Below are 23332 nucleotides of genomic sequence, written 5' to 3' on the forward strand. Positions count from 1 at the left end.
CGGCCCAGGTCTAAGCGTTGACTTCGTACTCCACGAGCACCCGTCGCAGCAGTTTGCCGGTGGGGTTGCGAGGCAGATCATCGAGGAAGACCACCTCTCGCGGCACCTTGTAGCGGGCCAGATTCTCCTTGATGTAGGCCTTGATCTCCTCGCCGTCGGGGGAGTGACCGGCCTCGGGGACCACGAAGGCGCGCAGGCGCTTGCCGAATTCCACGTCGTCGACGCCGACGACGGCCGCGTCGAACACATCCGGCCGCTCCAGCAGCAGGTTCTCGACTTCCTGTGGGAAGACGTTCTCGCCACCGGAGACGATCATGTCGTCATCGCGGCCATCCACCATCAGCAGGCCGTGCTCGTCGAAGTGGCCGACATCGCCGCTGGACATATAGCCGTCGATGATCTGCTTATGCCTGCCGTCGGTGTAGCCCTCGAACGGCGCACCGCTGCGGATGAAGATGCGGGCGGTGGTGTTGATGGCGTTGACCTGCTTGTCGTTGTCGTCGTAGAGCCGGACCTCACAGGTGATCGGCGCGCGGCCGACGGTGCCCGGTGCGGTGGCCAGATCGTCCGGGTTCGCGACGGTGGCGACGGCGCATTCGGTCGAGCCGTACAGGTTGTACAGGACCGGACCGAAGATCCGCGTGGCCTTGACGCACAACTCCGGCGAGAGCGCCGAACCCGCGAGCAGAATGCATTTCAGCGAGGTGGTGTCGTACTCGGCGCGGATCTCCGGAGCCAGTTCGGTCATCCGGTGCAGCATGGTCGGCACCGCGACCAGCATTTCGGCCTTGTGGTCGGCCACCATCTTCAGTGTGGCCTCGGCGTCGAAGCGGCGGCGCACCACCACTTTATTGCTCATGGCGGAGGCCACCAGGTAGGTGCCGAGTCCGGTGCTGTGGAAGATCGGCGACACGATGACCTGAGTTCCCCTGACCGGGAACGGAATTCGGTCCACCATCTGCGCGGTGGCCAGCGGGGTCACCTTGCTGCGCGGTGCGCCCTTCGGTAGGCCGGTGGTGCCGCTGGTGAGGATGACGAACCCGCCCGGCTTGGACGGTGCGGGCAGGTCCGCGGTCGAGTTGGCGGCGATGAGATCGTCGAGAGTCTGTGCGCCCTCGGGCAATTCGGTGCCCTCGTCCACCCAGGTGAGATAGCGCGGCAGATTCGGCGGCAGCGCGTCGAGCAGGCCGAGGAACTCGCTGTCGTGTAGGACGGCCTTGACCTTCTCGCGCTCACACACCTCGGCGAACTGCGGTTTGGCGAAGCCGGTATTCATCAGCGCGACCCGCACACCGAGCTTGCCCGCCGCGGCCATGGCCAGGATGAGACCGCGATGGTCGCGGGCAAGCACACCGACCACGGACCCCTCGGTCAGATTCGCCTGTCGCAGCCCGCGCGCGATCGCCGTCGACTGCTCGTCCAGTTGCCGGTAGGTCAGTTCGCCGCGCTCGTCGACCAGCCCCGGGGCATTGGGCACGACGCGGGCCGAATGCCGGATCAAGGTCGCCTGCGGCCCGTAGACCCGCGATTCCTTCACCGTCCGCAAGGTTTCCAGCGGCATCTTGGGATCGCTGACCCCGCGCGCCCGCAGCACCCCGAATGCCTTCACAATCTCCAGCGCATGCGCCAACTTCATCGTCGACCACCTCTACCAGCAACTCGCGTCGGCACTCGCCCAAGCGATCTGAACCACCGTCCTGTCTCATCAACCGTATCAGCGCTATGACCCACATCACATCAGAAGTCGGGTGGGCCGGAAAGAAACCGAGGCGGCGAAACGTGACAGGCTACCGCCACCAGTTCCACCTGGTCGCGATCATCTGCGCGCGGTAGCCAGCGCGACGAGTAGCGGGACGACCCGATTCGGTGGGACTTCGAAGTGGCCGTGGCCCACGGTGTGCAGCCAGCCGGTCGCTGCCAGTTGACGGAGGTGGTGGTAGATCTCGCCGGAGGTGCCCACCTCGCCGAGTTCGGTGAGTTCGGCGGCGGTTCTGCTGCCCCGAAGGATCTCCCGAAGAATGCGCAGGCGGACCGGACTGCCGAGGGCGGCGAGGCATTCGGCGGCATCGTCCCAGTCGTAGCCGACGATGTCATCGGTGCTGAACTGGACCTGCCAGTCGAACTGTTCCGTGCTGGGCAGTGCGCCCGAACCAGCGAACATCACCCCGCCATTGCGCAGGTCCGCGTTCGCGAACTCCTCATGCAGCCGCCGCAGCGCCCATCCTCCCTGCGCGGCGGATCCACTCGCTTGCCCGCTGCCATCCTTCATGAGGTCCTTGGCCGCGAGTCGGCGTTCGAGCTTCGCTAGTCGGTCCTCCACGCTCACGAGCGCAAACATACGGAGTTACGTAATTGCTGGCAATGGGTAGCTGATGTGACGCAAAAGCCCGGCACGAAAATCCGTGCCGGGCTCGCGTGCCGGATGGTCAGTTGTAGATCGATCCGAAGGACGGGACCGAGATGGTTGCGAGTTTGTACTGGAAACCGTCCGGGTTGGCGTCGCTGACCGGAACGGGCCAGCGGTGCAACAGGGTTCCGTAGACCGCGCCGACGATGACGCCGCCACCGGTGTCGACCGGGCGGGTGCGGATGGTCGTGTCGACCGCGGAATCGTTGTGCTCGGAGAGCACCTCGGTGCCGCTGCGGCCGTTGGACAGATTGATCCACAGGACCTCGAGCCTGGCCCCGGCCTGATTCGGTGCAATCGTGCCCGGCCCGCCGAAGAATCCGAATCGCAACCCGTCGTAGCCGAGCGCGATGCCCGACCCGTAGACGCCCGGCCCCTCACCGCGTCCGATATCGGACTGCGCCGGGATCTGGAACGGCTGTGCGGGCACTGCCACCTGGTTGGCGACCTGTCCGGATGCCAGCAGGCGTTCCACGGCCTGTTCGGCGGCGGGATGGCCGCTGGCGGCCTTGCGCAATTGCTGCGTCGCCACATTCCAGTCGAATGTCGTCGGCGCGGCAGTGGCATGACCCGCGAAGACGACGACGAATGCGGCGGTGGCCGCGACCGCGGCGGTGAAGCGACGTATCAAACCCAGCCTGTGCATAACCAGTCTCCTGTGGGGGTTCTTGGTACTGCTCGATGGAATTCGTCCGCTGATTCTCAGCAGGCAAGATACCGTGCGTCACTTCACCCATTTCGACGGGTGCCGCGGATCGCGCCGACCGCAGTCGTCCCCGGGGACGGGCTGAAACAAGAAAACCGGCGCGAGTCGCACCGGTTCCCTTGTAGCACTTGCTAGTTCGGCGTCACTTCAGCTCGGCGCTGGTCTTGCCGAGGATGCGGCGCGCCACGATCAGCTGCTGGATCTGCTGGGTGCCTTCGAAGATGTCGAGGATTTTCGAGTCACGGCCCCACTTTTCGAGCAGCGTGCGCTGGGAGTAGCCGATGGTGCCCGCGAGTTCGACGGCCTTGAGGGTGATGTCGGTGCCGGTGCGGCCCGCCTTGGCCTTGGACATCGAGGCTTCCAAGGAGTTCGGCTTCTTGTTGTCCGCCATCCACGCCGCGCGCAGCGACAGCAGGTACGCGGCCTCGTAATCGGCCTCCATCCGCAGGAATTCGGCGGCGGCCGCCGGCTGGTTATTGGCCGGGATGTCGTAGGACGGCTCGATGCCCGCATCCTTCAGAATCGCGCGCAACTCCTCCAGCGCCGCGCGCGCGACACCGACCGCCATCGCGGCCACGAGGGGGCGGGTGTTGTCGAAGGTCTGCATGACCCCGGCAAAACCCTTCTCCACGTTGACTTCCGGGCTGCCGAGAATGTTGTCCTTCGGAATCCGACAGTCCTGCAACAGCAGTACGGCGGTATCGGAGGCCTTGATGCCGAGCTTGTGCTCGAGCCGGGCCACCGAAAGACCGGGAGCATCGCGCGGCACGACGAACGACTTGATAGCCGCGCGACCGAGGCTGCGGTCCACCGAGGCCCACACCACGATGTGGGTGGAGCGCTGACCCGCGGTCACGAAGATCTTCTCGCCGTTGAGCACCCACTCGTCGCCGTCGAGTACGGCGGTGGTGGTGACGGCGGCCGAATCGGAACCGAAGGACGGTTCGGTGATGGCCATCGAGGCCCACACCTTGCCGAAGCGCTTCAGCTGTTCATCGGTGGCGACGGCCGCGATGGCCGCATTGCCCAGCCCCTGGTAGGGAATCGACAGCATCAGGCCAACGTCGCCCCAGGAGGTCTCCAGCGCGTTCAGCAGCGCGGACATGTTGCCGCCGTTGGTGTTTCCGAGCAGCTCGGTGGCGTGGGAGTCCCCGTCGGAACGGCCACCGGCCGCACCGCCGATCTTCTGGGTGCCGGAGTCGGCAAGGCCCTCGACCATGGCGGCCATGGTGTCCAGCTCGACCGGGTAGTCGTGTTCACCGAGGTCGTACTTGCGTGAGATCGGCCGGAAGATTTCCTGGGCGACCTGATGGGCCTGGTTGGCGCTGGCCCGCAGCTTCTTGGGGAGTTCGAGATTGATCATGGTGATGTCTCCTGGAAGTAAGGAACCAGCCGGTCAGACGAGCACGACACCTTCGGCGACGCCGATGGCCCGCAGATCGCGGTACCAGCGCTCGACCGGGTGTTCCTTGGTGAAGCCGTGACCGCCGAGCAACTGCACGCCGTCCAGACCGATCTGCATGCCCTTGTCGGTGGCGAGCTTGCGGGCCAGCGCCGCCTCGCGGGCGTAGGAGAGCCCCTGCTCCGCACGTGACGCGCCCCGCAGGGTCACCAGGCGCAGGCCGTCCAGTTCGATTGCCATATTCGCGACCATGAACGCGACCGCCTGGCGGTGCGAGATCGGCTCGCCGAACGCCTCGCGCTCGTTCACATAGGGAATCACGTAGTCGAGCACGGCCTGTCCGGTACCGATGGCCAGCGAAGCCCAGCCGAGGCGGGCCAGGCGCACCGCGTCGGCGTACTCCTCGGCGCGGGTCTTGGCATCGCCGTCGCCGAGGATGGCGTCGGTGCCGACCGCGACGTCGTTGAGCAGCAGGCGGCCGAGACCGGCGGCACGCAGACCCATGCTCGGATCGGCCTCCACGACCAGACCCTGGCTGTCCGACGGCACGATGAAAAGGGCGGGGCGGCCGTCGAGTTCGGCGGCCACGATGAATAGTTCGGCATCACCGGCGGCCGGGACCAGGCTCTTCACACCGTTGAGGCGGTAGCCGCTGGGGGCACGGGTGGCCTTGGTCTGCAGGGCGAACGGGTCGAACAGCGCGCGCGGCTCGTTGATCACGACCGAGGCCTGCGGCACGTTCTCGCCGGTGAAGGCGGGCAGGTAGGTCTGCTGCTGTGCGTCGGTACCCCACTGGGATAGGGCGACCGCCACACCGCTCGGCGCGAGAATCGGCAGGGCCAGACCCATATCACCGTGCGCGAGTGCCTCGGCGACCAGCGAGTTGGTGACCGCGCCGCGCTCGGCGGCCGCGCCTTCCAGCTCCTCGGGCACATTGATCAGGGTGATGCCGAGTTCGGCGGCGCGCTCGAGCAGGTCGCGCGGGGCCTTGGCGGCGTTATCGGCTTCGTAGGCGGCCGGGCGCAGGATCTCGGCGGCGAATTCCTTCACCGTCTCGACGATCATCTGCTGCTCGTCGCTCGGGGTCAGGTCGAAGAAGTCCTTTTTCTTGGACTCGTTGTCCGCCAAGCGTTTCGGCGCACCACCACCGGCGACCTTGCCGAATGCGCGAGTGGCGGCGCCGAGGGTGCGGAAACCGGTCTTGGTGCCTTCGTAGGTGACCCGCTCGATCGGCTTGCGCAGGTTGTACTTCTCGGCGAGCTCCGACCCGGTAATGGTCGTCATCACCCGCATTGCCGCGCCCATCCAGTCCCGCTTGGGGTGGTTCAGGCCGACCGCGGACGTGTCTGGACTTCGCTTCGTTGCGCTGTCTCGAGTGCTCATCATCACCTGTTTTCTCGGATGGGTGGGGTGAGGTCTGGTCCCAGCTATCTTACTCCTGAGTAAGGCTATCTTACTCCAGAGTAAGAAGTGCGTCGAGGTGCAGCCTACGCCGCCGAACTGTGTCAGGCTGGACAAGTGCCCAAAGTCGCGGGACGACCACTCTTCGTCGTCGCTGTGCTGTTCGCCGCATTGCTCACCGCATTCGCCACGCGCTACGGCTATCACCGGGACGAGCTGTACTTTCTGGCGGCGGGCAGGCATCCGGCTTGGTCCTACCCGGATCAGCCGCCAATGACCCCGCTACTGGCTCGCGCGATGTCCGCGATCGATGCCGACTCGTTACTGCTACTACGGCTTCCGTCGATCTCGGCGGCGACATTCGTTGTCGTCGCCGCAGGGTTGATGGCGCGCGAACTCGGCGGTGGGCGCGGGGCGCAAGTGTTGGCGTCGGTTGCCGTCGCGAGTGCGGCAATGGTGCTGGGGATCGGTCATCTGCTGAGTACCGCGTCGTTCGATATGGCGGCGTGGGTATTGGTTTGTCTGCTGGTGCTGGGGCTGCTGCGAGGTGCGCAGGGCTGGGGTGTCGACCGAAACGGGCGAAGACCCGAGGTGGATGAGAGCTCGGTCGGGCGCGGTCCCGCGGCGTCGGATGAGGGCGTGGATGGGCGCGTGGGGCCAGATGGGCGCGCGGGTGTCGGTGGATGGGGGCCGCGGTGGTGGCTGGCGGTGGGGCTGGTTGTCGGGGTCGGGTTGCAGAACAAGGTGCTGCTGATCTTTCCGGTGGCGGCGCTGGTGCTCGCGCTGGCTCTAGTCGGCCCGCGGAAGATATTCGCCACCAAGTACTTTCCGATCGCGGTCGGGTCGGCGGTGCTGATCTGGCTGCCATATCTGTTGTGGCAGTGGCGCAATGGCTGGCCCCAGTGGGACATGAGCCGGGCGATCGCGGGCGGGTCCTCCGGAACGTCGGATTCATCGCTGACGTTCGTGCTGTCGCAGTTCGGGCTGATGGGCCCGTTGCTGGTGCCGCTGTGGGCACTGGGGCTCTGGCGACTGTGGCGAGATCCGCGTCGGCGCGCGTTTCCGGTCGCGTATGCGGTGCTCTTCGTAGTTTTCCTGGTCAGCGGCGGGAAGGCGTACTACCTGGGCGGGATGTATCCGATCCTATCGGCCGCCGGTGCGGTACCTGTCGCCGCTCGGCTGGGGAATCGGCGAGCCCGTCGGGCGGCAGTGGGTTCGGTGATCGCGGTGAATGCGACCGTCTCGGCGCTGCTGTTCCTACCGGTTCTACCTATCGCGGTCCTGAAGGATTCGCCGGTCCTCGCGATCAACTACGACGCGGGCGAAACCATCGGCTGGCCGCAATTCGTGCGCCGAATCGCCGAGGTGCGCGCCATGCTCGGACCCGACGTCGCCATCCTTACCGACAACTATGGCGAGGCGGGTGCGATCGAACGCTTCGGCGGCGAATACGGATTGCCGACTCCGCACAGCGGCCACAACTCCTACTGGTGGTGGGGCCCGCCCAGCGACACAGCCTCCGCGGTGATCGTCGTCGGCCTTGATCGTGATCGCCTGACCGGGTACTTCGCCGAAGTAGAGCCTGCTGGTCAGGTCGACAACGGTCTCGGTATCGATAACGACGAACAGGGTCAACCGCTGTTCATCTGCCGCAAACCGCGAGCACCCCTGTCCGAAATATGGCCTGCGGCGAAACATCTGAGCTGAGCGTCGCGGTTGCAGCCATCCATGCGCCCGACCGCAACGAAGAACGATCGACGCCCATCTACAAAGGTGCCGTCCACAGTGCTCGGCCATGCTTTTCGTCGAGGCTGAATTCCGCTGTACGAGTGAGGAGATGTCATGGTTCTGCGCATTGTCGATCAGCTCGTCTCCGGAGTCGTCAATATGATCGCGACGCTGTTCATTCCGTGAGTCGAGTCGCCCGGGGCGGGCTGTCCGCCCCGGGCAACGTTCCAGCGCGGCTGTTAGGTTGTGCCGCATGGCAAGACGGCCGCAGAGTCGGCGACTGAAGGCAACGCTGCTGACCGCGGCGATTACGGCGGGCATTTTGTCCGCGACGACGGCCGGGGCGCAGCCGCCGTCCGGGTCGTGCGCGGATGGGTGGGACGTTTCGACGATCGTCGGCGGGGTCGGCAATCTGGAGAATCTCGATACCGATGGGTCGGGCGGTTTCTACGTCACCGGAATCGTCGACGGGTATCTGGCTCATATCGATGCCGCGGGCAGGTTCGCAAAGCTGGTCACCGGTCTGGATCACCCGGCGGGTGTGCGCGTCGTCGGGCGGTCCGTGTACTTCGTCACCGGCGACGGTTTGGCGGAGGCGCCGGGCACCCTGCAGCGCTACGACATCGACACCGGTGCGGTGACGATTCTGCTCACCGAGCTGAACGGTCCGAACGGGCTGCTCGAATTGCCCGACGGCGACCTCGTATTCGCCACCATCGGCATCAATGGCCCGCCGACCGGCATTTCGCGGTATCGACCCTCGACGGGGGAGTACACGCAGACCTGGTCCAACCTGCCCTGGACCAATGGACTGGCGCTCGCCCCCGACGGGAAGTCGATCTACACCGACAATATGACCCTGCGCGTCTTCCGCGTCCCGCTCGACGATCCCGATAACGCGACGGTCGTCGCCGGTGCTCCCGATCTGGTTGCGCTCCTCGACGATATGGAAGCGACCCGCGCGGGCCAACTCTTCGTCGCCGACCACATCCAGGGCGCGGTCTACCAGATCGACCCGGCCACCGGCGCGGGCTGCACGATCATCACCGGCCTGATCAAACCCGGTCCGATGCGCAACCCGCCGGACGGCGCGACCTCCGTGCGGATCGCTCGCGACGGTGACGGGTGGGCACTGTTCGTCACGAGCATGGACGGAACCTTGCGTCGACTACGTCCGCCCGCGGGCATCGACCTGACTCCGGCCGATTCGAGACGATAGAAAGTTCTCGAGGCTCAGTTCAACCGGGTAAGGACAGCGTCGTGGAGTAGGGAATTGGTGGCTATGGCGTCGCCGCCGTGCGGGCCGGGGGTGCCGGCGAGGGAGGTGAAGCGCCCGCCCGCTTCGCGGACGAGGATGTCGAGCGCGGCCAGGTCCCACAGGGAGACTTCGGGTTCGGTGGCGATATCGACCGCGCCCTCGGCGAGCAGGCAGTAGGTGAAGAAGTCGCCGTAGCCGCGGACCCGCCATACCGCGTCGGTGAGGTCGAGGAACTTCTCGCGCAGACCGCGTTCGCGCCAGCCCGACAGACTGGAGAAGGCCAGGCTGGCCGAACCGAGCTCACCGACCGCGGAGACCGAAATCGGTTTCGGCGCATCGGAATCGACGCAGGCCCAGGCACCGGAACCGGCCGCCGCCCACCACCGTCGCGCCAATGCGGGCGCGCTCACCACGCCGACCACCGGAACGCCGTCCTCGAGCAGCGAGATCAGCGTCGCCCAAATCGGCACCCGGCGCACGAAGTTCTTGGTGCCATCGATCGGATCGATCACCCACTGCCGCCCGCTGAACTCGACGTCACCGCCGAACTCCTCACCGAGCACCGAATCCGCGGGCCGCTCCTGCCCGAGCACCTGGCGTATCGCCTTCTCCACCGCCAGATCCGCATCCGACACCGGTGTCAGATCCGGCTTGGCGTCGACCCGCAGATCCAACGCCCCGAACCGCGCCCGGGTAATCCCATCGGCCTCATCGGCCAATCGCAGTGCGAGTTCGAGATCGGAGGAGTAGTCAGCCACCTCCGAACCCTATCGCCCATCCGCTGTCCCGCCAGAAACATCCCCGCTGTCGCATAAGCAGTGCCCACCTCGCATAGGACGTATACCTTGTGCGAGGCAGCCACGAGGTGCCCGCTATGCGGCGGCGGGGACGGAGCGGGCGGCGGTGAGGGCACTTGCCCACCAGTGGAGTTGGTCGAGCATGGACTGTGCGGCTGCGGCGGGTTCGGTCGGGTCGACGAGTTTGCCTTCGGCATCGAAGAGCAGGTAATAGCGAGGGAAGCTGACGTAGTTGCGGACGGTGTGGGCATTGAGTTCGTTGAAGACCTGGCGCAGGTGCTCGATGGCTAGCAGGCCGCCGCTCGCGCCGCTGTAGCCGACGAAACCGATTGCCTTGCTGTCCCATTGGGTGAAGTGCCAGTCGATGGCTGCCTTCAGCGCGGCGGGATAGCTGCGGTTGTAGTCCGGAGTGAGGATGACGAATGCATCCGCTTCACCGAGCCGCCTGCTGAGGTCGGTCATCCCGGCCGGGCGTTCCGGGTTGGGGTCCATCGCCGGGGAAACCGCGGGCAGTGCCAATGGCAGATCGGACTCGGCCAGATCGATCAGGTCGATCTCGAATTGTCCGTGCCGTGCGGCCTCCTCGACGAACCAGTTGGCCACGGTCGGCGCGAAGCGTCCCTCCCGGACGCTGCCGATGATCACCGCGAGCTTCAAGGACATCGTGTTCTCCTTCGATCAGGAATTGTTCGAATCCCAATCTGCTGCCCCGCATCGCCACCAGGAAGACCGCACGAAGAGTAGTAGTAGCAGGGACACCCTCGGCGCCGACCACGCTTGTACCGTCGAGGAGTGAGCGACAACGAGTTGGGTCTTTTCCTACGCACCCGCCGTGAGGCGGTGACCCCGGCCCAGGTCGGGCTGCCCACCGGACCGCGCCGCCGCACCCCCGGCCTGCGTCGCGCCGAACTGGCAACCCTCGCGGGCGTCAGCGTCGAATACATCACACGCCTCGAGCAGGGGCGCGACCGTCGACCCTCGCCGCCGGTGCTGTCCGCGCTCGCCGACGCCCTCGCGTTGACGCCGAGCGAACGCATCCATCTGCACCGTCTCACCAAGGGCGCCGATCCGGGTTTCAACTGCATGGGCGGTGCGCGACCGCCGCGCGAGGTGCGTCCAGCGGTCCGCGCCATCCTCGATCGCCTGGAACCCGCGCCCGCGCTGGTCGTCAACCGACTGCGTGCGGTGCTCGCCTGGACCGAGGGATTCGAACGCCTGATGGCGCCGATCGGACTGCTCGACCACGAACACCGCGCCAATCTCGCCCTGTTCGCCTTCACCGACCCGCGCGCCCGTATCGCCTATCCCGACTGGGACCACATCGCCGACGAACTGGTCGCCGCACTGAAACAAGGCCCGTTCCGCAGCGACCCGCACATCGCCGCCCTTGCCGACGAACTGACCGTCGCCGCCGGTGCCGAGTTCACCCGTCGCGTCGAATCCGTCCCCAGTCTCGCCGCTGCCACCGGAACCACCCGCATCACCCACCCCGAAGCGGGCAACCTGCGCCTCACCTACGAAACCCTCGAACTATCCGCCGACGACGACCAGCAGCTCATCGTCTACCTCCCCGCCGACGACGCCACCGCGGCCGCCCTCGACGCCCTCGCCGGTCGCCGTCCGGGCGGGCTGCGTGCCGTCTCCGGCTGAGGACGGCCACCCCCACACCACCGCGTGTTCCATCGTCTTCACCGCGCCCAGTAGGCTTGAGCATCGTGCATCCTGACGTCTCCGCTGACCTCGCCGAACTCGACGCAACGCTCAAGACCGTCGAGTCGGTCCTCGATGTCGAGGAACTGCGTCGACGGATCGATGAGCTCGAGCACCAGGCCGCCGATCCCGATCTGTGGAACAACCAGGAGCACGCGCAGCAGGTCACCAGTGAGCTGTCGCACGCGCAGAGCGAGTTGCGCCGGGTCGAGGAACTGCGCCAGCGCCTCGACGATCTGTCCGTTCTCTATGAATTGGCAGAGGAAGAGGAGGGCGAGGCGAGGGTGGCCGCGCTCGCCGACGCCGATGCCGAGCGGGCCACGCTGCACAGCGATGTGGAGGCCATGGAGGTCCGCACCCTGCTCTCCGGCGAGTACGACAAGCGTGAGGCGCTGGTCAATATCCGCTCCGGCGCGGGTGGCGTGGATGCCGCCGACTGGGCCGAAATGCTGATGCGCATGTACATCCGCTGGGCAGACCGGCACAAGTACTCCGTCGAGGTCTATGACACCTCCTACGCCGAAGAGGCGGGCATCAAGAGCGCCACCTTCGCGGTGAAGTCGCCGTATGCCTATGGCACCCTCTCGGTGGAGATGGGCACGCACCGCCTGGTCCGGATCAGCCCGTTCGACAATCAGGGCCGCCGCCAGACCTCCTTCGCCGAGGTCGAGGTGCTACCCGTGGTCGAGACCACCGACCACATCGAAATCCCCGAGGGCGAGGTCCGCGTGGACGTCTACCGTTCCTCGGGTCCCGGCGGCCAGAGCGTCAATACCACCGACTCCGCGGTGCGCCTGACCCATATCCCGACCGGCATCGTGGTGACCTGTCAGAACGAGAAATCCCAGCTGCAGAACAAGATTTCGGCCATGCGGGTGCTGCAGGCCAAACTGCTGGAACGCAAGCGGCAGGAGGAGCGCGCCGAAATGGATGCGCTCAAGACGAACGAGGGCGCGTCCTGGGGCAACCAGATGCGCTCCTACGTGCTGCATCCGTACCAGATGGTCAAGGATCTGCGCACCAACTACGAAGTCAACAACCCGACTGCCGTGCTCGACGGTGATATCGATGGTTTCATCGAATCCGGAATTCGTTGGCGAATGCGAGAGCAGGCGAGCTAGTTGGACGTACCCCAGGCTTTCTCCACGTCCACCGACTTCACCACCTGGCTGCGGTCCTCCGGTCTAGAGATCGTCCTGCTGCTCCTCGGCGCGGTGCTGTTCAGCCGTTTCGCCACCTTTGTCCGGGATCGGATCACCCGCAGGATCGACGCCGGATTCCGCAGCAGCGACGCACTGGTGCGTTCCGAGGCGGCCAAACATCGCCATGCGCTGGCCCAGGTGGTCACCTGGGTGGTGCTGACCGTCGTCTATGTCCTGGTCGGCATGGAAGTGCTGCGGCGGATGGGTTTCGCGGTCACCGGTCTGGTCGCGCCCGCGGCCGTGCTCGGCGCCGCACTCGGCTTCGGCGCACAGCGGATCGTGCAGGACATCCTTGCCGGATTCTTCCTGATTACCGAGCGGCAGTACGGATTTGGTGATGTGGTTCGCATCGCTGTCACTGGATCCGCGGAGCAGGCCGAGGGTACGGTCGAGGACGTCACGCTGCGGATCACCACGCTGCGCAATGCCGACGGTGAGGTGATCACCGTGCCCAACGGCCAGATCGTCAAAGTGACCAATCTTTCGAAGGATTGGGCGCGCGCCGCGATCGACGTTCCGGTCGCGGCCAGCGTCGACATCACCAGGATCAACGAGATCCTGCACGAGGTCGGTACAAAGGCGTACGAGGACCGCCGATTGAAGCCGCTGCTGCTAGACGAGCCCACCGTCATGGGCGTCGAAGACCTGACAGTGGACCAGATGAATATTCGAATGGTTGCCCGAACATTGCCGGGTAAGCAGTTCGAGGTCGGTCGCGAGTTGCGGGTGCGAGTCGCCGCGGCGTTGCGCCGGGAGGGAATCAGTGAGACCACGTAGATCCACCGCGATCCTTATGGCATCATGGGTCGCCATTTTCGTGCTGTATCTGTTCGTCAAGCCCGATCAACCGACTGTGACATCGCCGGAGAAACTCAACGTCGTTCCCGCAGTGCTGAATACGGCTACGCCCGGCCATTAGCGATTGCTTGCGGATCGCTCGAAGGCCGGTCGGCCACGATGTACCGACTGGCGGCGCGGCGGTTGCTGGTTACACTGGCCAACCGTGATCGCAATGCGGAACGTGACCAAGTCGTATCAGACCTCGACGCGACCCGCGCTGGACAACGTCACCGTCGATGTGGGTAAGGGCGAATTCGTCTTCATCATCGGCCCGTCCGGTTCGGGCAAGTCGACCTTCATGCGACTGCTGCTCAAGGAGGAGGCCCCGACCGCGGGCGAGATCCGAGTCGCCGACTTCCGGGTCGACCGGCTGCCCGGGCGGAAGGTGCCGAAGTTGCGTCAGCGCATGGGTTGCGTCTTCCAGGACTTCCGGCTGCTGCAGCAGAAGACCGTGGCCCAGAATGTGGCCTTCGCGCTGGAGGTGATCGGCAAGCGGCGCCAGTTCATCGACCGGACCGTGCCCGAGGTGCTGGATATGGTCGGGCTCGGCGGTAAGGCCGATCGGCTGCCGAACGAATTGTCCGGTGGTGAGCAGCAGCGTGTTGCGATCGCGAGGGCCTTCGTGAACCGTCCGCTGGTACTGCTCGCCGATGAGCCGACCGGCAACCTCGATCCCGACACCAGCGCCGACATCATGCTGCTCCTGGAGCGGATCAACCGCATCGGCACGACCGTGGTGATGGCGACCCACGACAATCACATCGTCGACGCGATGCGTAAGCGAGTGGTGGAGTTGGACCGGGGACGGCTGATCCGCGACGACGCGATCGGCGTCTACGGGGTGGGCCGGTAATGCGCGCTGGATTCCTGCTCAACGAGGTCCTCACCGGCCTGCGTCGCAACGTCACCATGACCATCGCGATGATCCTGACCACCGCGGTATCGCTGACCATGCTCGGCGGCGGTCTGCTCGCGCTGCGAATCGCGGACAAGACCCAGAACTACTTCATGGACCGGGTCGAGATCCGGCTCTACCTCTCCGATCTCGTCTCGGCGAACGATCGGGACTGTTCACTGAATCCGTGTCAGCAGCTGATGTCGGATCTGAAGAAGACCGACGGTGTGGTCTCGGTCCAGTTCATCAACAGCGACGAGGCGATGAAGGAAGCCACCGAGGTGACCTTCAAGGACCAGCCCGAAATGCTCGACATGATCAAGGACACCCGGTTGCCCGCGTCCTTGCGCGTGAAGATGATCGATGCCGATCAGTACCCGCGGATCTACCAGACGTTCAACGGTAAGGACGGGATCCAGAGCGTACTCAACGACAAGGACACCGTGGACCGCTTGGTCGGGGTGTTCGACGGCCTGCGGAACGCGGCATTCGCCTTGGCGGCATTGCAGGCTTTGGCGGCGTTGTTGTTGATCGCGAATATGGTGCAGATCGCGGCGTTCAGTCGACGCGAGGAGGTCGGCATCATGCGGATGGTCGGTGCGACGCGCTGGTACACGCAGTTGCCATTCCTCCTGGAAGCGGTGGTCGCGGCCTTGGCCGGATCGATTCTGGCGGTTGTCGGGTTGTTCCTCGCGCAGCCATTGGTGGTGAACCGCGGGCTCGGCGCGCTCTTCAACAGCAATGTCTTCCCGCACATCACAGGTGAGGACATCGCGCTGGTGTCATTGACCATCGCACCACTCGGCATCGTGTTCGCCGCGATCACGGCATACGGCACGTTGCGCTACTACGTGCGCGACTGACCTGCGTAATGACGGCCTCGCACAGGTTTGCAGCTTGTGCGAGGCCGTCCGTGGGTGTGCGACGAGCCTGCCACGCGGCGGTCGAAATTGGTTGTCCACATGTGGACAACTCGGCCGGCCACCTGGGATCCGCGCCGATGTAGCGGTTCCGTTGTCCGACCGCGCTCGTAGGATAGGCCGCGTGGAGTCCCCCGATGCTTTCGCGGCTGTTTTGACCGACGGCGCCCCGGTTGCCGAATCCGGTGCGGCACAAGAGGTTCTACGCCGGGTGTTCGGCTACGACAGCTTCCGCGGTGATCAGCGCGAGATCGTCGAGCACGTGGTCGGCGGCGGGGACGCGCTGGTGCTCATGCCGACGGGCGGCGGTAAGTCGCTGTGCTATCAGGTGCCCGCACTGGTGCGTCCCGGCGTCGGCGTAGTGGTATCACCGCTGATCGCATTGATGCAGGATCAGGTGGACGCGCTCAGCGCGCTCGGCGTGCGCGCCGGATTCCTGAACTCGACGCAGTTCCCGGACGAGCGGCGGATGGTCGAGGCGCAGTTCGTCGCGGGGGAGTTGGATCTGCTGTATCTCGCGCCCGAGCGGCTGCGCCTGGAGTCGACCACTGCCCTGCTGGATCGCGGCAAGGTGGCGCTGTTCGCCATCGACGAGGCGCACTGCGTATCGCAGTGGGGCCACGACTTCCGCCCCGATTATCTGGGCCTGTCGATGCTGCACGAGCGCTGGCCGGACGTGCCGCGCATCGCGCTCACCGCGACCGCGACCGCGAAGACCCGCGACGAGATCATCGAGCGCCTCGACCTCGGCGCGGCCCGCCGTTTCGTCGCCAGCTTCGACCGGCCCAATATCCAGTACCGGATCGAACCCAAAAACCGGCCGGATCGGCAGCTGCTGGACTTCATCACGACCGAGCACGCCGGAGATGCCGGCATCGTCTACTGCCTGTCGCGCAATTCGGTGGAGAAGACCGCGGCCTTCCTCACCGAGAACGGCGTCGAGGCGGTTCCGTATCACGCGGGCCTGGACTCGCGCACCCGCGCGGCCAACCAGGCGCGGTTCCTGCGCGAGGACGGCCTCGTCGTGGTCGCGACGATCGCCTTCGGCATGGGCATCGACAAGCCCGACGTGCGCTTCGTCGCCCATCTCGATCTACCCAAGTCCGTCGAGGGCTACTACCAGGAAACCGGACGGGCGGGCCGCGACGGGCTGCCGTCGACCGCGTGGATGGTCTACGGACTCGCCGACGTGGTGCAGCAGCGCAGGATGATCGACTCCTCCGACGGCGACGCCACCCACCGCAGGCAACTGCAGCTGCACCTGGACGCGATGCTCGCACTCTGTGAAACGGTGTCCTGCAGGCGAACTCAGCTACTGGCCTACTTCGGACAGTCGGGGCACTCGTGCGGCAATTGCGACACCTGCCTGACCGCACCGGAAACCTGGGACGGCACCGTGCCCGCTCAGAAGGTGCTCTCGACGGTGCTGCGGCTGAAGCGGGAACGCGGACAGAGCTTCGGCGCGGGCCATATCGTCGATATCCTACTCGGCAAGTCGAATCCCAAAGTGCTGCAACATGATCACCACGAGCTCAAGGTCTTCGGCATCGGCACCGATCTGCGCGATGTCGAATGGCGCGGTGTCATAAGGCAATTGCTCGCACAGGGACTACTCGCCGTGCACGGCGACTACGGCGTGCTCATCCTCACCGAGGCCAGCAACGAGGTGTTGTTCGACGGCCGGGAAGTGCTGCTGCGCCGCGAACCGGAGCGTGCGGCCAAACCAGCGAGGGCACCCAAGGCGGCGAAGGGCAAGTCCCCGGCCGCCGACCTGTCTTCGGCAGACGTGCCGCTGTTCGAGAAGCTGCGTGAATGGCGGGCCGCGACGGCCAAGGAGCAGGGCGTACCCGCCTATGTCGTCTTCCACGACGCGACGCTGCGGGAGATCGCCGCACGCAAGCCGGCGAGCCTGTCCGAGCTCGGGACGGTCGGCGGTGTCGGTGAGAACAAACTGGCCAAGTACGGCGAAGGAGTAATCGCCGTCCTGGCCGGAGAAGTGAGCGAAGCATGATCGGGCGGCGCGGGTTTCTGGCGGGCGCTGCCACGGCAGCCGCAGGTGCATCGCTGGTCGGTCTATCGCCCGCCGATGCGGTTCCGGTCGCGAGCGGTGTCACCAAATTCGACTTCCCGACCGACCGCACGGTGCGGGTGCTCGTCACCGGCGATGCGGGCACCGGCACCCGCACCCAGTGGGCCGTCGCCGACGCAATGCGGGATTGCCATCGCCGCCAGCCGTTTTCGCTCGCCGTCGGCCTCGGTGACAATATCTACGAGAGCGGTCCGTACAGCGCCGTCGATGCCCAGTTCGCGGATAAATTCGAAAACCCCAATGCGGCACTGGATTTCCCGTGGCTGATGGTGCTCGGCAATCACGACAACAGCTCGGTCCTCGGTGGCGACGGTGGCTGGCTGCTGCGCGGAAACAGTGAGGTCGAGTACCACGCGAAATCACCGCGCTGGTGGATGCCGAGCCGGTACTACTCGGTGCGGGTACCCGAGCAGCAGCCGGTGGTCGAATTCTTTGTGCTGGATGTCAATCCGCTCGCCGCCTACATCCCGCCGATCTTCGATCCGTACTGGGCGGTCGACGGCCAGTTCATGAACGAGCAGCGCACCTGGCTCGACCGCGCCATCGCCGAATCACCCGCTGAGTGGAAGATCGCCTGTACCCACCACCCGTACGTGAACAACGGTCCGCACGGTGACGCCGGTCGCTACGAGGGGCTTTCGGTGGCACCGATCAACGGCATCCACGCGAAGCAGTTCTTCGAGGACCATGTCGTCGGCAAATGCCACTTCATCCTCTCCGGGCACGATCATTCGCTGCAGGTGCTCGAGCCGACCGCGGAGTCGAAGGGCACTCGCCAGCTCGTCTCCGGCGCGGCTGCCAAAACCGTAGCGGCGGAACCGAAGCTGAATCCCGGCGGCTCCGGCAACGCCGCCCTGTTCGAGAACTATCACGAGCTCGGCTTCATGGTCATGGACCTCACCGCGAGCACCGTCGACCTCACGGTGGTCACCGTGGATCTCGCGGGCGGTGGTGCCGGTGTGGCGTTCGCGCACCGACTTGCCTGAATCGCAATGAAATTGCCCGGCGTCGAACCGATTCGGCGGCTAGCGTGCACGATATGGCATCCGGTGACAGCCCCGCCGACGACGGGTCCGACCTGGGCGGCTCGCCGTCCACGGACCCTGGCGATCCGCCGCCGTATCGGCGCGGCACCCACGACCCCGTGGTGGAATCCGTCTGGCTGCGCCATCGTCCGCCGCTACCACCGCGTCCGCGCGGCCTACCACGCATCACCACGGTATTGCTACTCGCGGCCTTCATCGCGGTGCTGCTGTTGTATCTCGCCGTCCGGCCGGGTGGCTAGGGCGATAGCCGCGGAATAATTCGGTTGCCGAGTCACTTAAAGTTGACCGTTATGAAGGAACAGGGGCGCAAGGTCATCGCGACCAACCGCCGGGCGCGGCACAACTACACGATCCTGGACACCTATGAGGCCGGGATCGCGCTGGTCGGTACCGAGGTCAAGAGTCTGCGCGAGGGTAAGGCCTCGCTGGTGGACGCCTTCGCGACCGTCGACAACGGCGAGGTGTGGCTGCGCGGTCTGCACATTCCCGAGTTCAGTCACGGCACCTGGACCAACCACTCCCCGCGCCGGGTGCGCAAGTTACTGCTGCACAAGCGCGAGATCGAGCGGTTGGTCGGCAAGTCGCGCGAGGGCAACCAAACGTTGGTGCCGCTGTCGATGTACTTCTCCGACGGCAAGGTCAAGGTCGAGCTCGCGCTCGCCAAGGGTAAGCAGGACTACGACAAGCGACAGGATCTGGCCAAGCGCACCGCCGAGCGCGAGGTCACCCGAGAACTGGGGCGGCGGATCAAGGGCATGCGCTGACCGCCGTCCTGTTGGCGCTGGTGGCCGCGGTCGGCTACGGCGTCAGTGATTTCTTCGGTGGGGTGGCATCGCGGCGGGTGACCGCCCTGCGCGTCGTGATCATTTCCTATCCCATGTCGGTGTTGTTCGTCCTCGCGCTGCTGCCGCTGTTCGATGGCACTCCGGACACCGCATCGATGCTGTGGGGGCTGGCGGCCGGTGTGGCCAGTGGCTTCGCGGTGTGGTGGTTCTATGCCGCGCTGGCCAGCGGTCCGATGGCGGTGGTTTCGCCGCTGACGGCCCTGCTGGTCGCCGGTATTCCGGTGCTGGTCGGGCTGGTGCTCGGTGAGCGCCCCGGCCCGCTCGCCGTCGCTGGCATCGTGTTCGCGCTCGGTGCGGTGTATCTGGTCAGCCGCGAGTCGCCCGATGACGTCACCGAGGAGATCACCGGTGGGCGTGAGCTGCGCTTCACCAGGAAGGTCGCGCTGCTCACCATCGGCTCAGGTGCGGCCTTCGGACTCGCCTTCGTCTTCCTGCACGAAACCAACGCGAGTGCTGGGGTCTGGCCGCTGCTGGCCCAACGCGGCGCGGCAAGCCCGATGGTCTGGCTCATCGCGTTGTCGGCGGGGGAGTTCCGGCCGCTGCGCGGCGAACCCCTGCGGTTGGCGGCCTACATCGCGGTGCTGGACACCATCGCGAATGCAGCACTGCTCTACGCCTTCCACGGCTCGCTGCTCTCGCTGGTCAGCGTGATCGGCTCGCTGTACCCGGCCGCGACCGTCCTGCTGGCGATGGTGCTGCTCGGTGAGCGGGTCGGCCGACAGCAACAGGTCGGGATGGTTTTGGCGCTCGCCGCGGTCGGCTTGATCGCGGCGGCCTGATCGCGTTCGCTGGGTCCTGACCCGGCACGCTGGAGCGACTGATGAGGCTGGATGTACGCCGGTGACATCACGGTGTGGTGCGCCCGACACTGATTCCGCCCAGGTCAGAGAACTGAAATCGGGTACGGGGATAATGGAATGAACAGCGGGTCACCGAGTGTTAACATGACTAGCCCGACAAGGTGTCGGGTCGTACGGGGCTGAACGGTTTCGACTGCGTACGTAGATTTAGGGGAAGCGTGTCGGTGCAGGCAAGAGACCACCGTAAGCGTCGCTGCAACCAATTAAGCGCCGATTCCAATCAGCGCGAGTACGCCCTCGCTGCCTAAGTAGCAGGTCGTCTCTGTCAGTCCGGGTTCGTCCCTCGACCCGGGTACTGGCATCAGCTAGAGGGAATTACCGTCCGGCTCGGTCGCGGAGTCGGACGGGACATCCAACAGCGACTGGGATCGTCATCCGAGCTTGTTCGCGAGACCCGGAGATCCAAGTAGAGACCTAGCGAACTGCACACGGAGAAGCCCTGAAGACGCGGCGGAGGACCCGGGTTCGATTCCCGGCAGCTCCACTTTCCGAGAAGCTGCAGGTCATATGCCTGCAGCTTCTTTTATGCCTCGCTCACAGCCCCGCTGAGCTGGTCCTTCCCTCACACCGTCGGTTCGATTCGCGTGATGTTTCCGCTTTGTGTCTAGTGTGAAAGCCTTTGGCGCAGTAGAGCGTCGGTCACTATTCTGCATTTCGTGACGGTCAACGATTCTCGGGCTTGGCAGCCATTCAGCAGCCGCAATGCGGGTCAGCCTTTCGACCTGGGTTGGCATGAAGGTGTCCCGCAATCGTTGGAACACTCGCTTCGAGAGTGGCTCGACCATCAGTTTCTGCTCGACCGCGGAGTTCGTCAGCGGGTTGCCGCACGCCTCCGGTATGTGCCGAGTGATCAGTGCTGGTATCACGACATGCGTGGGGTGCCGACAGAGGCCTTGTTGGATTGGGTTGATGCAACACTGCACGTCTGGACTGGCGATATGGGCTCTCACTCCGGCCGTAGCATCCGAGAACAGGTGAACCTGGTTGACGATGTCCTGCGTGACGGGCGCTCAGTGTGGATGGTAAGCGAAAAGCGTGACTCGTTGGAACGGAGGCAAGATCCGACGGTCACAGCTGCTGTGCGACAAGCGGGTGAAAGTGCTGTTGCAGCCAACCGCAATGCGGCCGCCACTCATCTGCAAGTTGCGTGGGACGCTGCCTATAGGCTTCATCCCGATCCATCTACGGCATACCGAGAAGCGATTCTTGCTGTCGAGGCGGCGGCGATCCCTGTCGTTGTACCCACCCAGGCTGGCGCAACCTTGGGGCACGTGCTGGGGCAACTCAGGAACCAGGGCCATTTGTACGCGCTGGCCATCCTCGACAAATCCGGAATCTCAATCCCCGTGACAGCAGTGGTGCTGATGATTGGGTTGTTGTGGGAAGGGCACACAGACCGGCACGAAGGCGTCAAACCTGCGCCTCCGATCACGCCCGAAGCTGCCCAGATGGCAGCCACGCTTGCTGTGGCTCTCGTTCAGTTGTTTACGACTGGAGCAATCCAGCGCCGCCCTTGAAGCTCGGACGCAGCCGGGTTCAGGCTGCGTCGGTGTGGTGACTGGTGAAGTTGACTCGGGTGTCGTCGGCGTCGAGGGTGATGTTCAGGGTGGCATCGAGGGCGTCGGCGAGTTTGGCGAGTAGGGGGAGGGTCGGCACGGTGTCAGAACCTTCGATGCGGGAGATCTTGGCCTGGGTGAGTCCGGCGCGTTCGGCGAGGTCGGCTTGGGTGAGGCCGAGTTCGGTACGGCGGTCGTAGACGGCTTGGGCAAGTGCCATGGAGAGCCGGACTTCACGTCGGGCCTCGGTGACATCGTCGGGTTCTGTGTAGCCCTCGGCGAGTTTGCGTTCCCGGAGGTTCTTCCAGTGTGCGTGGCTCATCGGTCCAGTTCTCCTCTCTCGATTGTGCGGATGAATTCTTGGTGGGCGGGTTCGTGTTCTGCCTGGCAGGTCTGTTGGGCGAGTTTCGCACGTTTGACCTCGGTGTCCTCTCGCATCCGGGTCTTGCGGAACACCGTGAGAAGGATGACCCGTCGTCCTGGTGCGAGCCAATAGGTGATACGGATGGCAGCACCGTCGAGTGTCGGGCGTAGCTCGCGGACCCCGTCACCGAGGTATCGGGCGAAGGGTTCGCTCAGCGACTCTGCTTGTTCGGCGAGCAGGCCGACGTATTCGTCGACCTCGAGGAAGTGCTTGGCTGGCAGTGCTTCAAGCCAGTCCCGCACCTCGGGCTCATTTCGATGGTGAACAGTTCACCCACGACAGCGACTGTATATGTCGTTGACGACATATGGCAAGGCGTCGGCCATGGCCGGCAGGTTGGCGGCAGTTGCCCACCTGCTGGATTGTCGCTGCAGGAATCGCCACCTCAGCGGCGCTGCCCGCCTCGCGGTCGGATCGTAACCCTGTTGTCTCGCAGTACTTTGGCCACTGTCCGCTTGGCCATGTGGTGCTCGACCTTCAACCGAGCCATCGACGCTCCCGCCTCGTACTTGGCGATGATCTCGGCGACTTCGTCAGGGCTTAGCTGCTTCTTTCGCCCACCCGGTGTCCGTGGCCACCGGACCGACATCTTGCAGGACTTCGCTGAGGTGCAGGAACGGATCGAGAAAAGCGGACCGCGCAGGTTCCAGCGATAGGTTCCCGCTATGTCCACTCGAAAGGCCCGGTCCACAAGGACCGGGCCTTCGTCGTTTCGGTGGATCGTTCGGAACTACAGGCAGATGCCGCCGAGGTTCATCGCGGTGACCGTGGTGTACCCGGCTGCTGGTTGGTAGTCGGGCGGGCCGTCGTAGTAGACGGCGCTGACGATGTGCTGGCCGACGGTGTCCGGAATCCAGAGGATGCTCGCGGTGCCGTTGGTGACCGGCACGGTTCCGACGATATTTCCGCCGAGGCCGGGCAGGCGGCTCGTGAATTCGACGACACCGCTTTGTACCGGAGTGCCGTCGGGGCGCTGCACGGTTGCCTGCGCGGTCTGCCCACAGCCGACCGCCGCGACACTGTTCGTACCGAGTGCCGGGCCGACCATCGCCACCGACAGCTTCGTGGCGATCGTCGCATTCGCTTGGGGTGCCAAGGTTGTCGGTACAGCCAGACACGCAGCCGCCAGCGCCACACCGGCCGCGCCGCGCGAGAGTCCGCCCATCATGCCCGCCTTTCGCTGTGTCGACCGAGCCGCTCATGGCCCGGGCGTAGGTCGTCGCACGGTACCTGAGACGCGGATCAC

The 23332-nt window shown here is 65.3% G+C and carries 23 protein-coding genes and 1 other RNA gene; 14 read left to right on the forward strand and 10 right to left on the reverse strand.

Annotated features, from left to right (window positions below; translation table 11 throughout):
- Nucleotides 1–10: 10 nt before the first annotated feature.
- The 5 genes from ACQPYR_RS09250 to ACQPYR_RS09270 all read right to left on the reverse strand — a co-directional run bounded on the left by ACQPYR_RS09250 (nucleotide 11) and on the right by ACQPYR_RS09270 (nucleotide 5904).
- On the reverse strand, nucleotides 11–1636 hold the full coding sequence (locus ACQPYR_RS09250) for an acyl-CoA synthetase (RefSeq protein WP_433629978.1): 1626 nt from the start codon (nucleotides 1634–1636) through the stop codon (nucleotides 11–13).
- Nucleotides 1637–1816: 180 nt separating this feature from the next.
- A complete protein-coding gene (locus ACQPYR_RS09255) occupies nucleotides 1817–2326 on the reverse strand; it encodes an ArsR/SmtB family transcription factor (protein ID WP_433629981.1) in 510 nt (169 codons plus the stop codon).
- Between the two features lie 100 nt (nucleotides 2327–2426).
- Nucleotides 2427–3053, reverse strand: a complete 627-nt coding sequence (locus ACQPYR_RS09260) for a hypothetical protein (RefSeq protein WP_433629984.1) — start codon at nucleotides 3051–3053, stop codon at nucleotides 2427–2429.
- A 202-nt stretch (nucleotides 3054–3255) separates the two neighbouring features.
- Nucleotides 3256–4476: an acyl-CoA dehydrogenase family protein gene (locus ACQPYR_RS09265; RefSeq protein WP_433629987.1), complete on the reverse strand. Its 1221-nt coding sequence runs from the start codon at nucleotides 4474–4476 to the stop codon at nucleotides 3256–3258.
- 33 nt (nucleotides 4477–4509) lie between these two features.
- Nucleotides 4510–5904: an acyl-CoA dehydrogenase family protein gene (locus ACQPYR_RS09270; protein WP_387289804.1), complete on the reverse strand. Its 1395-nt coding sequence runs from the start codon at nucleotides 5902–5904 to the stop codon at nucleotides 4510–4512.
- Between the two features lie 129 nt (nucleotides 5905–6033).
- On the opposite strand from ACQPYR_RS09270, the gene ACQPYR_RS09275 reads away from it, so the two are divergent.
- Nucleotides 6034–7623 carry a glycosyltransferase family 39 protein gene (locus tag ACQPYR_RS09275; protein WP_433629989.1) on the forward strand — a complete coding sequence of 530 codons (1590 nt, stop codon included), beginning with the start codon at nucleotides 6034–6036 and terminating at the stop codon, nucleotides 7621–7623.
- A gap of 274 nt (nucleotides 7624–7897) precedes the next feature.
- On the forward strand, nucleotides 7898–8863 hold the full coding sequence (locus ACQPYR_RS09280; protein WP_433629992.1) for an SMP-30/gluconolactonase/LRE family protein: 966 nt from the start codon (nucleotides 7898–7900) through the stop codon (nucleotides 8861–8863).
- A gap of 14 nt (nucleotides 8864–8877) precedes the next feature.
- On the opposite strand, the gene hisN is transcribed toward ACQPYR_RS09280, so the two are convergent.
- Nucleotides 8878–9660, reverse strand: a complete 783-nt coding sequence (gene hisN / locus ACQPYR_RS09285) for a histidinol-phosphatase (RefSeq protein ID WP_433629995.1) — start codon at nucleotides 9658–9660, stop codon at nucleotides 8878–8880.
- Nucleotides 9661–9774: 114 nt separating this feature from the next.
- A complete protein-coding gene (locus ACQPYR_RS09290) occupies nucleotides 9775–10362 on the reverse strand; it encodes an NADPH-dependent FMN reductase (protein ID WP_433629997.1) in 588 nt (195 codons plus the stop codon).
- A 129-nt stretch (nucleotides 10363–10491) separates the two neighbouring features.
- Here ACQPYR_RS09290 and ACQPYR_RS09295 point away from each other — a divergent pair, with 129 nt between their 5' ends.
- The 12 genes from ACQPYR_RS09295 (at nucleotide 10492) to ACQPYR_RS09350 (ending at nucleotide 21623) form a co-directional block, all read left to right on the forward strand.
- Nucleotides 10492–11349, forward strand: a complete 858-nt coding sequence (locus tag ACQPYR_RS09295) for a helix-turn-helix transcriptional regulator (RefSeq protein WP_433630000.1) — start codon at nucleotides 10492–10494, stop codon at nucleotides 11347–11349.
- A gap of 65 nt (nucleotides 11350–11414) precedes the next feature.
- Nucleotides 11415–12530 carry a peptide chain release factor 2 gene (gene prfB, locus ACQPYR_RS09300; RefSeq protein WP_063041428.1) on the forward strand — a complete coding sequence of 372 codons (1116 nt, stop codon included), beginning with the start codon at nucleotides 11415–11417 and terminating at the stop codon, nucleotides 12528–12530.
- Nucleotides 12531–13388, forward strand: coding sequence for a mechanosensitive ion channel family protein (locus ACQPYR_RS09305; RefSeq protein ID WP_433630004.1), 858 nt, complete (start codon nucleotides 12531–12533; stop codon nucleotides 13386–13388).
- A 235-nt stretch (nucleotides 13389–13623) separates the two neighbouring features.
- Complete coding sequence (gene ftsE, locus ACQPYR_RS09310) at nucleotides 13624–14304, forward strand: cell division ATP-binding protein FtsE (RefSeq protein WP_433635076.1); 681 nt, start codon at nucleotides 13624–13626, stop codon at nucleotides 14302–14304.
- Entirely contained in the window at nucleotides 14304–15209 is a 906-nt protein-coding gene (gene ftsX / locus ACQPYR_RS09315; protein WP_433630007.1) for a permease-like cell division protein FtsX, read from the forward strand. The genes ftsE and ftsX overlap by 1 nt, the downstream gene beginning before the upstream one ends.
- A gap of 181 nt (nucleotides 15210–15390) precedes the next feature.
- Complete coding sequence (recQ, locus tag ACQPYR_RS09320; RefSeq protein WP_433630010.1) at nucleotides 15391–17277, forward strand: DNA helicase RecQ; 1887 nt, start codon at nucleotides 15391–15393, stop codon at nucleotides 17275–17277.
- Nucleotides 17274–18341: a metallophosphoesterase gene (locus ACQPYR_RS09325; RefSeq protein WP_433630013.1), complete on the forward strand. Its 1068-nt coding sequence runs from the start codon at nucleotides 17274–17276 to the stop codon at nucleotides 18339–18341. The genes recQ and ACQPYR_RS09325 overlap by 4 nt, the downstream gene beginning before the upstream one ends.
- Before the next feature lie 53 nt (nucleotides 18342–18394).
- Nucleotides 18395–18640 carry a hypothetical protein gene (locus ACQPYR_RS09330; protein ID WP_433630016.1) on the forward strand — a complete coding sequence of 82 codons (246 nt, stop codon included), beginning with the start codon at nucleotides 18395–18397 and terminating at the stop codon, nucleotides 18638–18640.
- A gap of 51 nt (nucleotides 18641–18691) precedes the next feature.
- Complete coding sequence (gene smpB / locus ACQPYR_RS09335; RefSeq protein ID WP_040694424.1) at nucleotides 18692–19165, forward strand: SsrA-binding protein SmpB; 474 nt, start codon at nucleotides 18692–18694, stop codon at nucleotides 19163–19165.
- An 8-nt stretch (nucleotides 19166–19173) separates the two neighbouring features.
- Complete coding sequence (locus ACQPYR_RS09340; RefSeq protein WP_433635077.1) at nucleotides 19174–20025, forward strand: EamA family transporter; 852 nt, start codon at nucleotides 19174–19176, stop codon at nucleotides 20023–20025.
- Nucleotides 20026–20221: 196 nt separating this feature from the next.
- Nucleotides 20222–20593, forward strand: a transfer-messenger RNA (tmRNA) gene (ssrA, locus tag ACQPYR_RS09345).
- 169 nt (nucleotides 20594–20762) lie between these two features.
- Entirely contained in the window at nucleotides 20763–21623 is an 861-nt protein-coding gene (locus tag ACQPYR_RS09350) for a hypothetical protein (RefSeq protein WP_433630019.1), read from the forward strand.
- 19 nt (nucleotides 21624–21642) lie between these two features.
- On the opposite strand, the gene ACQPYR_RS09355 is transcribed toward ACQPYR_RS09350, so the two are convergent.
- The 3 genes from ACQPYR_RS09355 to ACQPYR_RS09365 form a co-directional block, all read right to left on the reverse strand.
- Nucleotides 21643–21984, reverse strand: coding sequence for a helix-turn-helix domain-containing protein (locus ACQPYR_RS09355; RefSeq protein WP_433630022.1), 342 nt, complete (start codon nucleotides 21982–21984; stop codon nucleotides 21643–21645).
- Complete coding sequence (locus tag ACQPYR_RS09360) at nucleotides 21981–22328, reverse strand: type II toxin-antitoxin system RelE/ParE family toxin (protein ID WP_433630025.1); 348 nt, start codon at nucleotides 22326–22328, stop codon at nucleotides 21981–21983. Before ACQPYR_RS09360 ends, ACQPYR_RS09355 begins: the two co-directional genes overlap by 4 nt.
- Before the next feature lie 488 nt (nucleotides 22329–22816).
- Nucleotides 22817–23254, reverse strand: coding sequence for a hypothetical protein (locus tag ACQPYR_RS09365; protein WP_433630028.1), 438 nt, complete (start codon nucleotides 23252–23254; stop codon nucleotides 22817–22819).
- Between the last annotated feature and the right edge of the window lie 78 nt (nucleotides 23255–23332).

Source organism: Nocardia sp. CA-120079 (assembly GCF_050955745.1).
Taxonomy (GTDB): Bacteria; Actinomycetota; Actinomycetes; order Mycobacteriales; family Mycobacteriaceae; genus Nocardia.

Bases quoted from the DNA above. Each gene is read 5' to 3' on its own strand.
- ACQPYR_RS09325 (WP_433630013.1), top strand. From the start codon at position 17,274: ATGATCGGGCGGCGCGGGTTTCTGGCGGGCGCTGCCACGGCAGCCGCA.
- ACQPYR_RS09280 (WP_433629992.1), top strand. From the start codon at position 7,898: ATGGCAAGACGGCCGCAGAGTCGGCGACTGAAGGCAACGCTGCTGACC.
- ACQPYR_RS09355 (WP_433630022.1), bottom strand. From the start codon at position 21,984: ATGAGCCACGCACACTGGAAGAACCTCCGGGAACGCAAACTCGCCGAG.
- ftsE (WP_433635076.1), top strand. From the start codon at position 13,624: ATGCGGAACGTGACCAAGTCGTATCAGACCTCGACGCGACCCGCGCTG.
- ACQPYR_RS09330 (WP_433630016.1), top strand. From the start codon at position 18,395: ATGGCATCCGGTGACAGCCCCGCCGACGACGGGTCCGACCTGGGCGGC.
- ftsX (WP_433630007.1), top strand. From the start codon at position 14,304: ATGCGCGCTGGATTCCTGCTCAACGAGGTCCTCACCGGCCTGCGTCGC.
- ACQPYR_RS09365 (WP_433630028.1), bottom strand. From the start codon at position 23,254: ATGATGGGCGGACTCTCGCGCGGCGCGGCCGGTGTGGCGCTGGCGGCT.
- ACQPYR_RS09250 (WP_433629978.1), bottom strand. From the start codon at position 1,636: ATGAAGTTGGCGCATGCGCTGGAGATTGTGAAGGCATTCGGGGTGCTG.
- smpB (WP_040694424.1), top strand. From the start codon at position 18,692: ATGAAGGAACAGGGGCGCAAGGTCATCGCGACCAACCGCCGGGCGCGG.
- ACQPYR_RS09265 (WP_433629987.1), bottom strand. From the start codon at position 4,476: ATGATCAATCTCGAACTCCCCAAGAAGCTGCGGGCCAGCGCCAACCAG.
- ACQPYR_RS09260 (WP_433629984.1), bottom strand. From the start codon at position 3,053: ATGCACAGGCTGGGTTTGATACGTCGCTTCACCGCCGCGGTCGCGGCC.
- ACQPYR_RS09290 (WP_433629997.1), bottom strand. From the start codon at position 10,362: ATGTCCTTGAAGCTCGCGGTGATCATCGGCAGCGTCCGGGAGGGACGC.